This is a genomic window from Halorientalis brevis (genome assembly GCF_042678165.1).
GTDB lineage: Archaea > Halobacteriota > Halobacteria > Halobacteriales > Haloarculaceae > Halorientalis > Halorientalis brevis.
In genome coordinates this window covers 68321-78639 of record NZ_JBHUDJ010000013.1, presented here as the reverse complement: position 1 = coordinate 78639, position 10319 = coordinate 68321, and the positions used below count along the sequence as shown (strand labels likewise).

Sequence of the window (10319 nt, the reverse complement as noted above, 5' to 3'; positions counted from 1 at the left end):
TTCCGGGTTCTCACGCTGGGCACGGGGGCCGGTTTTGCGTCGAATGAGTGTGCTTTGACACTCGGGACAGCGGTAGCGCCAGGGGTCCTGAAACGTCTCGCCCTGGGGGATTGAGCAGCCGCCGTCGGTGACGATCGGACAGCCGTGTTCATCCGGCGCTGTGAAGGCGAGTGGGTCGTCTTGGGTGTCGTCGGTGTTGTCCTGGTCGTCGTCGAATTTGTCACTGCAACAGCGCAGCGCGGTTGCCTTGGTAGGGTGTTCCCGGTGACAGAGGTCGCAGGTGTAGGACTCGCGGGTCATGCTGTGGCCTCCTGGCTGAGAAGGGTGTCGAGTGTCTGTGCGTGAGTGGTCAGGAGCGAGCGGCCCGCGTCGGTGAGTTCGTAGGTATTGGTGCGGGCGTCGAGTTCCTGTTTGGTGATGAGTTGTTGGGCGGCGAGTTCGTCGAGATTCGGGTAGAGTTTGGTGTGGGTGACCTCCTCGTCGCGGATGGATTGGCACTCGCGTTTGATCGCGAGGCCGTAGGGAGCGTTGTCGCTGGTTTCGAGGCGGGCGATCGCGAGGAGGCAGTCGCGCTGGAACCCACGGAGTTGGTGGTACTCGGCTGGTGGGCGTGTCATTGGTGCTCGCCTCCGGTTGCGGGGGTGTGGATGGGCATGGGCGGTGTCTGCTGAGGGGTGGTTGAGACTTGACCGTTGCAGGGGAGTTTCCGGATTTCCGGATTTCCGGAACCGATGGTATTCGTGATGTGCTGGGCGGTTTGCGAGCGAATCCGGGTTTCCGGGTTTCGGTGGTGGGTGTTTGTACGACTCTCTGTGTGGTTGGCGAGTGATGCGTCTGGTCGGTGGGAGGTTTCAAGCCCCCCGGTAGCATATGCGGGCATGGCTTCCTGCTGCTTCAGGAAGCCCACACGGTGGCTCGGTTGGGCGAGTCACCGTTTTTCTGAGATCGGATCAGAGTGGACTTCCTAGTGCTCCGATTTGTGCCGGACCACTTATTTGTTTTCACGTGTAGATTATTATCTTCGTATCCACTATTGACAACCCTGTGATGTTTTGCACGGCGAAATCAATGAACTGGATATGGGTAAGCCCGGGCCGAATCGTCGTGTCTCTGATCGTGAATTCCTGCGCGAAATGGCGATAGCTCCTGATCCAATCGTTACAGCTAATGAACTCTCTGAGCGTCTTGATTATTCACGAGCTGGTGTAAACAATATCTTAGATGAGATGGTTGAGAAGGGGTTTGTGATTGAAAGAGAAGTTGGATCACGAGCGAAGGTCTACTGGCTAACCCGCGAGGGACGAAAAAAAGCCGGGAAATTGGATTAGTTCTCTGGCATCCACCAACCTACCGCGCGGCTACCCGCTTCCTTCCGTCGTAGAATTCCTTTGCTGTGCAATTTCTTGAGACGGTAATTGATCGCCTGCCTGTCCGTTCCCAATGCTTCCGCGATCTCCGGTGCAGTGAGAAATGCATCATCCGAGGATTCGAACTGATTGATGATTTGCTCGGTCGACACTCGCGGTTTGCTGGTACTCATTACCGGCTAATTACTCAACACGAGACAAAGGTTTTATGGTAATTCTACACGTGTATACTATTACAGAGCGCGGGACTGCCTGCTGGTGATTTGATTCCTGGCAGGCCGGTGTAGGAGCACCGACCCGCACTCTGGGATAAAACCCATGACAGACTACGAAACTTCGAGTGAAAAGACTGTTGCACAGCGAGCCGGCGTCATCGGCTACGATCAACGCGGTCGCTGCCACCGCTGGGACCCCGTTCGAGCGACTCTCTACGTCACCATCGACGGCGAAGTCGTTCACACAGAGCAGTTGTCCCGCCCGGCCGTCCGGCACTGGATCGAGTACGTGCGCGACGAGAAGTGCGGCTGGATCGACGAGTGGTGGCAGTGCGACGATCTCGGTGAATCCAAGCAACGCCACCGTGCCGCGAAAGCGCAGGCCGCGGATATTCGCTACAATCTGGCTATCGAGGGCGGATCGCAGGTGGCTACGGCATGAGTTGTCGTGTTGAGGCACGCCATCGAGCACACAATGTAGTGAACGAGCTCGAATCCGTGCCCGCCGTGATCGGTGTCGACGTGGTGTCACCGAGCGTCGACCCGACCGATCGGTGGACCGTTGAGGTGACGCTGCGATCTGATGGGATTCCCGCAGTCGTGAACGGGATTCTCGGCGAGTATGGGTTGACGCTTCGGCACGCCGGGCCGCGGGGCGACTCATGGCACGGTGTGGCAGTGATCGAACAGTAAAGACCTCTTTTTCAGATACACATTCGGGTGACTCAAATTTGAATTGGATTATGAGTATTCATACATACTCCCCAGAATTTTCATATAGGAGTGACTTTGTCGTCAGATGGTTCATAAATATATCCGTCCATTAACAAATCATGGATAGCATTCTTGACTTCTCGTTCGGAGAAACCAGAGTCGATCGCAATGTTGTATATTCGAGATTTTGCTACACTATTCCCAACTCCAGACGAGAGCTGGTCGATTATATCCATGATGATCTCACTATCACTTTCTGCATCCATTTTAACCTCAACTGCTGAACCATCGATCTTTATCGACTGAGTCTCGACCTGCTCGTTGTAGATTTCTGTTATTGTCCCAACAGCAATCATTAGCGTCCGTTGCCCTTCCTGCAAACTGGGTGACTTCTTGGGATGATTAACCTCATTTCGTTTTTCCTTCAAATAGTACAAGTTCGATAGAACTGGTGGCAGTCCACTCAGTTGTTCCTGTAGTGATCCATCCTCTTTTTCATCAGAAATATGATAGCTAATCATCGCGTTTAGAATTGAACCCCATGATGCATCCAATTCTTCACCAGTTTCCTGTTCATGCCATTCCTGTAAGCAATATTCCACTGCACGGAGAGATAGCATAACTGAGGATATTGGGTTCCCAACAGCAATTGATCTACATGACTCTTTTAAATCATTCCGAGGCATGTCATCAAGCCATCCCCACACACGGTCAGAAAACAGGTTATCTGGAGAATCCAGTAATTTTTCTGCAGCTAGAATACCCGTGTCAGCCGCGGATATGCGATTCTCTTCGGCTAGTTCTTGTCTAAGCAGATTGAGCCAAGTTACAGATTTTCGTTCCAACTCATTTTTTAGTTTGAGATCAAGGCTATCGGACCGTTCATGTTTCTCTTCTATTTCTTTCTTTACTTGTGATACTCGACCAACCAGTTGTGAATTGATATTTGTAGTTTCGAGTGTTGTCTCTACTTTAGATAAAGTTCCCAAAATTTTCTTTTCGTCTTTCTCCCCTACCTCATGACCATTTTTGCTGGCAAATCGAAGATATTCAAGCATAGATCCCAACAATAGTGTGTCGTTCAGCGTGATTTGGGGGCCTTCTTTCGCTCCCCTATCAATGTTCGAAAACAGATGCTCTTTTGTCATTAGATATTATCTACACATAGCCTAACCCTCAAAATTGTTTGCCAAAGTGAATCAGGAAAGGGTAGCTGGAGAGTTCCTTGAATCCGTAAATGCTGATAGCCGTCTGTCTAAAAGCAGGTTACAACTGTGGCTACGTGGAATTTCTCAAGCGACTACTGTCGAATTACTAAAGAAAGCTATCAAGAGACATATCTACAAACACGATAAGGTCATCAAGCCCATAACCACGAGATTCATTGCCGTTGGGCAAATGTGGTCGATGTTCAACTTCTAGTTTCCCCTCTTGCTTAAGAATCTGGAAGGCATCGCGATAGTGTCCGACCTTGAAGACGTTTTGATCAAGTGTAGCTTTAAGGAGTTCTCGGAACGGTAGTTTTTCTCCCTTGTATTGCGAGTACAACTCCTCAGCAAACGACTCAATACGGTCAGCGAAATCATCTGTCTCACCAAATTCTGCGAACGACATCTGCTCATCTTCATATCCTGCGTGATCTGGTCCGAGATATGCAAACTCACCGTCCGCCCCCGCGTTGAACATCGTCTCTTTCATAACCTTCAGCCCTTGCCAATGGTTCGTAACGTGGATTAGGTAGTAGCAGATCTGCCGTTTGGACTCTTCGACCATCTCGAATGGCATAGTAAAATTCGCACCAGCATCGTGTTTCAATTGCTGCTGATAAATCGACGAAAACCGCTCAGCCCGCTCATCTTTCCCCATCTCGGAGGAGATGCGTTGTTTCCACTCTTTAGACCCCAATGCTGATGTAATGGCCTTCTGATGATTGGAGTCCTCCATCCACTGTGCCATCTTCCCGGCCATGAATGTTATAAGAAGTTCTAAACTCTGTTCCCGCAGTTGAAACAAGTCAGTAATCAACTCAAATGGGATGTTTCCATAGCCAAAGGGGTCGATGAATAGTAAAGATGGAGAAGGTTGTCCATAGGCGTACTCGTCAATAAACGACTCTGCCCAGTTCTCGAATTTGCCGTGAACGCACCGAGCCTCGATTCGGGAATCAACGCTCTTCTCTTTCTTCTGGACCGCCTCATCTAATTTTGCAAAATTATCAGGATCTGCCTCAATGAAGATACACTCAAACGAGTCTAATCGATTCTCGACGTATGCAGTATTTGAGAGTATCTTATCTGCCATATCCATCGCAATAAGCGGCGAACCCTGCGACCCATTCGGGTAAATCCCAGGACCAGCAAATCCATCAACAAATAGGAGATTAGGCTCAACCGTACTGATTTTCTTGATCCAGGGGTTCAAATACAGCTGCAGAATCCGGTGTTTCATCTCCGTTTGGCCTTTCTTCCGGAGCTTCTCCTCATCACTGTCGTCGTACATGTTATATAAAAATGATAGAAGCGTGTCTAGTTATACTGGCTTCGTCGTGCGGTGTTATAAGTTCAACGGATAGTTAGGTTTGCTAATTTAATTGGGTCTTCACAACTATGGCTGTAATCTACGAGGGTTCAGGTACTCGAATATCCGGGATATCTGGTGGCGACTTTTCGGGGGTTGTTCGATCCGCAAACTCCTCGGGTGACTGGCGATCACGCCACGACTGCAACCACGTTGCAGTATCTTCGTCAACGTGCTTGATTAGCTGCTTGTCCGGCCACAGATGAACGGGCAAATCCAAGTCTCGCCCAATCTCTTGCACCCACCGCAAATGATTCGTCGAGTACTCCACCCACCTCTCACGATCACGCAACGCATCCAAGCTATCGGCAAGTTCCGTTTGCCCGGCCTCCCGTGCCGCCTCTACAGTCATCTCGAAGTTCGCCCCACGCGGATTGATTGGCTCGTGGAAGATCACTGCCGGATCGCACTCACCTACTCGTTTTAGCTGGACTTCTAAATCCTCGTACTCCATCGTCGGGTAGGTCGGGCTCATACTCACGAACGTCTGGATGCCATGCTCGTTGAATTCCTTCAATCCCCGTAACCGATGATTGGGCGTCGGTGCGCTCGGCTCGATCGCCCCAACCTGGTCGGCATCCATGCACGGAATTGACGAGCCAATCGTCACATACTCCCCAGCCTCCTGAAAGACATCGAGATCCTGTAACGCCAAAATTGGGTTCCGCGTGAGTACACGCGTGTACTTCTCGTGGTTCGTCAGTGCTTCAACCACGTTCCGCGTGATCTCTCCGGCACGTCCGTCCATGTAGCAGTCAGTCGAGAACGAAACACCAACGACACCCTGTCCGCGGTCGGTTTCACGCCACTTCCACTTCCGATCAAGATGCCCATCTAACCGCTCCCCCAGTCCATCCCGATACAACACGTAGTTACCCCACTCTTTCTGGCCATTCTCTACATCCGCTTGTTCTTTGAGCATGTCCGGCCGCGTCCGGATGTTCGGCGTCGAGGGCACGTAACAGAACTTGCAGCCGTGCCGGCAGCCCGTCGCCACGTTCACCACGTAATCACAGAGATGCTTACTATTCAGCCCGGATTCGCTTAGTATTGCCTTCGTTGGATCTTCACCAGTGGTCAAATCATCGTGATTATCGGTCATATTTTCCCCCACTCCTTTGAACATCAATTTTAAATAATACTGAAGAGTGACATGGGTGAATCATACACGTCTGTTTATACTTGATCCCAATAAGTCATTGCAACCCACTGTCAAAGGTAACGATGAGATAAGAAAACAATTTTCTTGACTTGATCGTGACATTTGGTTATGTCAGGTTCTGACGCTTTGGAGTATGCTGAAAAAATGCTCAAAGAGCAGCATGCTTTCCAATATTTAATTCCAGGAGCGGCGTATCAGTTTGTGAGTTTCACTCAAGAAGAGAACTTGGTCTTCAGAATTAGCTATAATGATTTCTTGGGTTTCATGGTACCATCCTTCCCATATTGGTTTCTGGCATCGCTTTGTACCACAATAGTCGGACTGAGATTTGCTAGAAATATCTGGAAAGATCTTGAGAATCCTGACTCATTTCTCGGTAGATCATTACGATATCATAATCACGTCTTTAGAGGAATTGGTGGACTCTTGACTCTCCACGCATTATGGACATTTTATTCAAACGTTAGCAATTTTACTGGACATGAAATCTCGGTATCTATGGCTACAACCGCATTACTCTGGCATGCTGTGGTCCTCTTAGTCTCTCGTGGCTTTGGAGAGTATATCTGGTTCATATCTGTCTCAAAATTTAGTCAACTCTATGCCAGGCTTTTAGTATGAATCTCCTCAGATATTTGCCTCTAGTACTATCGCTCTGAAGTAATACCACTTTCACTCCGGCAGGCTCACTTCTTTTGGTATTGAGACTAGACATCAAACAAGAACGTCCCCCATGCAACTCACCTGGGACACAGAAGACAGCTGGTTCGATCGCACCTACGAACTTGAAACAGACGATGGCGACACCATCGAACAGTTCGATGGCCAACCCACGCTCGACAAGCTCCGGCAAGCCGAACGCCAATACGGAGAGCGCATCAACCTCTGGCAAGCGGGTCTCATCTGTTCGAACTGCCGCAGCGAAATCAATGGCCGCTTTGCCGCCGATCCAGCGAGCAGCCTCCTCTGCTGGGATTGCGCGATGGACAGCCAGGGCGACACGCAAAACGGCCTCCGGGTAAACACAGACCCGACCAAGGCTGTCATGAGCGAGTCCCAACTTCACACGAAGAGCCTCTGTGATCACGTCATCAACGTCGCCACCGGCTGCCGGCACGGCTGCAAGTTCTGCTACGTGCCAACCACCCCAGCCCTCGAACATCGCGAAGACATGCTCAACGAACAAGCCGACGTCGACGACGCCCAACAGGACTGGGGGAGCTATCTCCTCTATCGCGATGATCTTCCTGAACGACTCCACCAGGTCCTCGACGAACGCGACCCCAGCGAACGGAAACAAACCGACCGCGGTCGAGGCGTCGTCATGCTTTCTAGTGGGACCGATTGCTACCAGGACCGCCGTGCCGCACAGATCACTCGGGGTTGTGTCAAGGAACTCATCGCTCACGAGCTTCCCGTCCGAATTCTCACTCGGAGTCCTGCGGTCGTTCGCGATCTCGATTTGTTCAAACAAGCTGGCGATCTCATCACCGTTGGCTCGTCGATCGCCTCACTTGATACCGAACTCGTCAGCGCCATGGAACCGAACGCACCGCCACCGATGGCCCGCTGGGAGGCCCTCGACACCCTCCAGCAAGCCGATGTTCCGGTCTTTGTCTCGATGTCACCGACGTACCCCGGCATGGACAAGTACGAAATCGATAATCTCCTTGGTCACTTCTCGGCACTCGGAGCCGAGGTCGTCTTCCACGAGCCAATCAATCCCCGCGGCGCGAATTTCGAGCTGTGTCGTGCTGCTGCCAAAGACGCCGGCCGTGACGACATTGCCCGAACACTCGAAACCTTCGCGAATGATCATCAGGCCTGGGTCGAGTACGCACTGAAACAGATCAACCTTGTCCAACGACGTGCCACCCGCTACGACAATCTCAACGTCCACTCCTGGCCCGATGACCAACTTATCAAGGCGACGAGTGGCCAGCTCAATCAACAACTGCGTGCCATGCAACAGGCCGTCTCACCAGAACAGTTCGGGAGTCACTCACCAAAACCTGATAGCTCCCAAGCAGCGCTGACAGCCGAAACAGAATCCGTAGGACACCTGCTCTAACGACTGGTCTCCTCGACGGCAACGAGTCCACCGACGCGATTCGTTAACCAACGTGTGGGGAGAAATAGACTGGCTGTTGGTTAACGGTGTTCTGTTCCTGCTGATCGCACCTCTCTTTCCTCTTCGATCATAGGCCCACAATGATCTCAGTCAGCCACGTTACATTTCCACCTCAAATCATTGTAGCAAAAGCCGATAATTCCTCTCGGGCCTGAAAGACAAGAACAGATACAAGTCACATGGATATGACTACTGAGGTATATGACTGAAGTACAGAGCGCGGACAAACTCCGCGCCCGCATGCAGAATATCGATCCCTACGAATTCGAACATTTTGTCGCAGATCTCTGGGAAGATCGCGGCTGGACAACAGAGGTCTCTGCTGGGTCGAACGACATGGGTGTCGATATTGAGGCCCACAAAAGCGACGGGCTCGTGGATCAGAAACTCGCCATTCAGGCAAAGCGCTATGCTGATGGAAACAAGGTAGGCCGTCCAGAGATACAGCAGTACTATACGCTAAAAGAGCAGGACACCGAAGCGGATGCCGCCGTCGTCGTAACCACCTCATCTTTTGCGAGTACAGCTGAGGACTGGGCACGCGAACACAACGTCAAGCTTGTCGATGGCGAAGATCTAGTCGAACTCATCGACGAACACGATCGGCATGACCTCCTGGACGAATACGCGCCGGATATCACATCCGAAGCAGGTGGAAACATAGACCCCACCGACGCTGCAACAATCGATACCACCGTCGAACTACCGGAACCATTGCAGGACCAAGAGAATCGGAAGAAAGGTGCGCTCTTGTTGGCAGTTTCCGGTCTTGTAGTCTGGGCTAATCCGTGGAACAGTCCACTCCCGATGCCTGTCTTCGGAATGGCTCTTCTCGTAGGTTCGGTCGTCTTCTACGCGTACCTCGAAGAAGCCGTTGCAGCAGTAGTCGGCGAGTCACAGGTGCTTCAGCAATTCCGCAACGGGGCAGAACTCATGGAAAAGAACGGGACAGTGAAATACAAACCAGCTGATGAGCGGGACCAGGTCACCTTCGATGATTTCGATTCGCTGGCGATGCGTCGACGGCAGGGGAATGTCTACGGCGAATTGGACCAACAGTTCTCTGCTGGTGTCCCAAACGCCCCGAGTGGTAGTATTCCGACAAATGTAGCCTCAAAGGGTGAAGAGACGATTGCAGCCTATCGGTTCGCTGTCCACGGTGAAACACCAGAAGACATTGCGAGTGAGATGGGAATGTCTCAGCAGGACCTAGTTGCGTCGATGAATGATGTAGCCGGTGTGGAATTCGATTCGGAAAAAGCAGCAGCGTAGTTTAGTTGACTTCCTCCTCATCTCGAATCCGCCTTTTAGCACTGCCGTAGCGGGCTCTCAACGCAACACCCACGCATACCCCGCCGCGCCCGCCGCCACGCTCACTCACGCCCAGACACACGATCGTCTGTACGCGGGCCTGCCCGCCGACGTGGCCGCCCGCGCGGCACTCTGGCGCGTGCACATTGGCTTGTGCGCCCGGTTGCCCGCCCACCTGAGCACACACCCACGCCGACGCCGACGCACGCCCACTACCACGAACGGCCATCGACGCGATCATGCTGTGCGTTTGTTCTACCGCAGAAATCCCAACAGGCGGCCGAACAACGACTGTCCGTCGTCTTTTTCTTCCCCATCATCGACGATCGCTGCTGGACACTCGTGTTCGTACCGCCCTTCACACGCCGAACACACCTGCTGTCCACACGCGTTACACTCGACGATCTCGTCAGTTGCCTTCCCACAGGTCGGACACGAGAATACGTCTGTCTCACCGCTGTCGCGGTAGTCACCTTTGCTCTGGGGCGCTCGCGCTTGAGGTGACCGATTATCACGCTTCAAGGTTTCTTTCTCACGTACGCGCTCGATGCGCTTGCGATAGGTACTCCGCCGATCGGGCGTTTCTGGACCACCGCCAGCGAAATTCTCTGGGCTAGTGTCTGGGACAAACATCGGACAGTCGTGGTTTTCGGGCAATCGGTGTTCGCCACAGATCGATTGCTCGCAGTACGTACACTCGAAGGCGTGTTCGACATCCGCCCCACAGTGCGTACACTGGTCCATTGATGAAAATGTCTGAGAACGGCAACTTCAGTGTTGGTCATGACCTGCAGAGGAAGCATCCACGAATCTCAAAGCTCGGTATCATCACCACCAGGACC

General features: G+C 52.1%; 13 protein-coding genes. 6 read left to right on the top strand and 7 right to left on the bottom strand.

Features of this window, described 5'->3' with window-relative positions; all coding sequences use genetic code 11:
- Both ACFR9U_RS16335 and ACFR9U_RS16330 read right to left on the bottom strand, forming a co-directional pair.
- The coding region (locus ACFR9U_RS16335; protein WP_379814767.1) for a hypothetical protein at positions 1 to 300 on the bottom strand (300 nt) is incomplete at its 3' end.
- The gene (locus tag ACFR9U_RS16330) at positions 297 to 617 is read right to left on the bottom strand and encodes a helix-turn-helix transcriptional regulator (RefSeq protein WP_247382069.1); all 321 of its coding nucleotides are present in this window, start codon (positions 615 to 617) and stop codon (positions 297 to 299) included. The genes ACFR9U_RS16330 and ACFR9U_RS16335, both read right to left, overlap by 4 nt.
- 462 nt (positions 618 to 1079) lie before the next feature.
- Here ACFR9U_RS16330 and ACFR9U_RS16325 point away from each other — a divergent pair, with 462 nt between their 5' ends.
- Entirely contained in the window at positions 1080 to 1328 is a 249-nt protein-coding gene (locus ACFR9U_RS16325) for a MarR family transcriptional regulator (RefSeq protein ID WP_247382067.1), read from the top strand.
- Here the strand turns inward: ACFR9U_RS16325 and ACFR9U_RS16320 are convergent.
- On the bottom strand, positions 1325 to 1540 hold the full coding sequence (locus tag ACFR9U_RS16320; RefSeq protein ID WP_247382064.1) for a MarR family transcriptional regulator: 216 nt from the start codon (positions 1538 to 1540) through the stop codon (positions 1325 to 1327). The genes ACFR9U_RS16325 and ACFR9U_RS16320 overlap by 4 nt on opposite strands.
- 145 nt (positions 1541 to 1685) lie before the next feature.
- Between ACFR9U_RS16320 and ACFR9U_RS16315 the strand changes: the two genes are divergently transcribed.
- Together ACFR9U_RS16315 and ACFR9U_RS16310 are read left to right on the top strand one after the other, a co-directional pair.
- A complete protein-coding gene (locus ACFR9U_RS16315; protein ID WP_247382062.1) occupies positions 1686 to 2024 on the top strand; it encodes a class-II aminoacyl-tRNA synthetase family protein in 339 nt (112 codons plus the stop codon).
- Between the two features lie 38 nt (positions 2025 to 2062).
- Positions 2063 to 2275, top strand: a complete 213-nt coding sequence (locus ACFR9U_RS16310) for a hypothetical protein (RefSeq protein ID WP_247382060.1) — start codon at positions 2063 to 2065, stop codon at positions 2273 to 2275.
- Positions 2276 to 2355: 80 nt separating this feature from the next.
- Here the strand turns inward: ACFR9U_RS16310 and ACFR9U_RS16305 are convergent, their stop codons facing one another.
- The 3 genes from ACFR9U_RS16305 to ACFR9U_RS16295 all read right to left on the bottom strand — a co-directional run bounded on the left by ACFR9U_RS16305 (position 2356) and on the right by ACFR9U_RS16295 (position 5975).
- The gene (locus tag ACFR9U_RS16305; RefSeq protein ID WP_247382058.1) at positions 2356 to 3444 is read right to left on the bottom strand and encodes a hypothetical protein; all 1089 of its coding nucleotides are present in this window, start codon (positions 3442 to 3444) and stop codon (positions 2356 to 2358) included.
- 166 nt (positions 3445 to 3610) lie between these two features.
- Positions 3611 to 4795 carry a three-Cys-motif partner protein TcmP gene (gene tcmP, locus ACFR9U_RS16300; RefSeq protein ID WP_247382056.1) on the bottom strand — a complete coding sequence of 395 codons (1185 nt, stop codon included), beginning with the start codon at positions 4793 to 4795 and terminating at the stop codon, positions 3611 to 3613.
- 118 nt (positions 4796 to 4913) lie between these two features.
- Positions 4914 to 5975, bottom strand: a complete 1062-nt coding sequence (locus ACFR9U_RS16295) for an SPL family radical SAM protein (RefSeq protein WP_247382053.1) — start codon at positions 5973 to 5975, stop codon at positions 4914 to 4916.
- A 168-nt stretch (positions 5976 to 6143) separates the two neighbouring features.
- Here ACFR9U_RS16295 and ACFR9U_RS16290 point away from each other — a divergent pair, with 168 nt between their 5' ends.
- The 3 genes from ACFR9U_RS16290 (at position 6144) to ACFR9U_RS16280 (ending at position 9438) form a co-directional block, all read left to right on the top strand.
- On the top strand, positions 6144 to 6656 hold the full coding sequence (locus ACFR9U_RS16290) for a hypothetical protein (protein WP_247382051.1): 513 nt from the start codon (positions 6144 to 6146) through the stop codon (positions 6654 to 6656).
- Positions 6657 to 6768: 112 nt separating this feature from the next.
- Positions 6769 to 8106 carry an SPL family radical SAM protein gene (locus tag ACFR9U_RS16285; protein WP_345893434.1) on the top strand — a complete coding sequence of 446 codons (1338 nt, stop codon included), beginning with the start codon at positions 6769 to 6771 and terminating at the stop codon, positions 8104 to 8106.
- A 261-nt stretch (positions 8107 to 8367) separates the two neighbouring features.
- Positions 8368 to 9438 carry a restriction endonuclease gene (locus ACFR9U_RS16280; RefSeq protein ID WP_247382047.1) on the top strand — a complete coding sequence of 357 codons (1071 nt, stop codon included), beginning with the start codon at positions 8368 to 8370 and terminating at the stop codon, positions 9436 to 9438.
- Positions 9439 to 9732: 294 nt separating this feature from the next.
- Here the strand turns inward: ACFR9U_RS16280 and ACFR9U_RS16275 are convergent, their stop codons facing one another.
- Complete coding sequence (locus tag ACFR9U_RS16275; RefSeq protein ID WP_379814761.1) at positions 9733 to 10221, bottom strand: AN1-type zinc finger domain-containing protein; 489 nt, start codon at positions 10219 to 10221, stop codon at positions 9733 to 9735.
- Positions 10222 to 10319 lie beyond the last annotated feature (98 nt).

Excerpts from the sequence above, each read along its gene's own strand:
- ACFR9U_RS16330 (WP_247382069.1), bottom strand. The coding sequence starts at position 617 with ATGACACGCCCACCAGCCGAGTACCACCAACTCCGTGGGTTCCAGCGC.
- ACFR9U_RS16325 (WP_247382067.1), top strand. The coding sequence starts at position 1,080 with ATGGGTAAGCCCGGGCCGAATCGTCGTGTCTCTGATCGTGAATTCCTG.
- ACFR9U_RS16320 (WP_247382064.1), bottom strand. The coding sequence starts at position 1,540 with ATGAGTACCAGCAAACCGCGAGTGTCGACCGAGCAAATCATCAATCAG.
- ACFR9U_RS16315 (WP_247382062.1), top strand. The coding sequence starts at position 1,686 with ATGACAGACTACGAAACTTCGAGTGAAAAGACTGTTGCACAGCGAGCC.
- ACFR9U_RS16305 (WP_247382058.1), bottom strand. The coding sequence starts at position 3,444 with ATGACAAAAGAGCATCTGTTTTCGAACATTGATAGGGGAGCGAAAGAA.
- tcmP (WP_247382056.1), bottom strand. The coding sequence starts at position 4,795 with ATGTACGACGACAGTGATGAGGAGAAGCTCCGGAAGAAAGGCCAAACG.
- ACFR9U_RS16295 (WP_247382053.1), bottom strand. The coding sequence starts at position 5,975 with ATGACCGATAATCACGATGATTTGACCACTGGTGAAGATCCAACGAAG.
- ACFR9U_RS16290 (WP_247382051.1), top strand. The coding sequence starts at position 6,144 with ATGTCAGGTTCTGACGCTTTGGAGTATGCTGAAAAAATGCTCAAAGAG.
- ACFR9U_RS16285 (WP_345893434.1), top strand. The coding sequence starts at position 6,769 with ATGCAACTCACCTGGGACACAGAAGACAGCTGGTTCGATCGCACCTAC.
- ACFR9U_RS16280 (WP_247382047.1), top strand. The coding sequence starts at position 8,368 with ATGACTGAAGTACAGAGCGCGGACAAACTCCGCGCCCGCATGCAGAAT.
- ACFR9U_RS16275 (WP_379814761.1), bottom strand. The coding sequence starts at position 10,221 with ATGGACCAGTGTACGCACTGTGGGGCGGATGTCGAACACGCCTTCGAG.